The sequence below is a fragment of the Roseateles sp. P5_E11 genome (assembly GCF_054049355.1).
Genome location: NZ_JBFUMO010001108.1, coordinates 1 through 849 on the forward strand (window position 1 = coordinate 1; position 849 = coordinate 849).

The window sequence follows — 849 nt, forward strand, 5'->3', positions numbered from 1 at the left end:
GGTGATGTCGGAGGCCGATGCCTCGCTGCAGGTCGAGCTGGACTCGGGCAAGCGGGTCAAGGTCAAGTCCGCCAACGTGCTGTTGAAATTCGAGCAGCCGGCGCCAGCCGTGTTGCTGGCGGAGGCCCGCAAGCTGGCCGACGACATCGACCTCGACCTGGCCTGGGAATTCGCCCCCGAGGGGGAATTCGGCTTCGCCGACCTGGCGCGCGACTATTTCGACGCCAAGGCAGGCACCCTGCAGCAAGCGGCCGCGCTGTTTCGTCTCTACGAAGCACCGCACTATTTCCGCCGCGCCGGCAAGGGCCAGTTCAAGAAGGCGCCCGAGGAGATCGTCAAGGCCGCGCTGCTGGGCATCGAGCGCAAACGCCAGCAACAACTGCAGATCGAGTCCTGGGCCGACGAGCTGGCGGCAGGCACCTGCCCCGCGCCCATCCAGGACCAGATCTACAAGATCCTCTTCAAGCCCGACAAGAACGGCCCGGAATACAAGGCTGTCGTCGAGGCCAGCAAGAAGTCGCACAAGGCCCCGCTGGACCTGTTGCAGGGCGCCGGCGCCATCACCAGCGCCTACCAGTTCCACTGGAAGCGCTTCCTGTTCGAGAACTTCCCCAAGGGCGCCGGCTTCCCCGCGCTGACGGCGCCGGAGATCAAGGACGAGCTGGCGCTGTCGCCGGCGTGCGCCTTCTCCATCGACGACTCGCAGACCACCGAGATCGATGACGCGCTGTCGGTGCAGGGCCTGGGCACGGGCACCGTCACCTTCGGCGTTCACATCGCTGCACCGGGCCTGGCCATCACGCCAGACTCTGCCGTCGACAAGGTCGCCCGCGAGCGCCTGTCCACCGT

At 66.7% G+C, this 849-nt stretch carries 1 protein-coding gene; it reads left to right on the forward strand.

Annotated features, from left to right (window positions below; all coding sequences use genetic code 11):
- Window position 1 precedes the first annotated feature (1 nt).
- A partial coding sequence (locus tag ACXJKR_RS33740) for an RNB domain-containing ribonuclease (RefSeq protein WP_457326572.1) occupies window positions 2-849 on the forward strand: 848 nt, incomplete at its 3' end.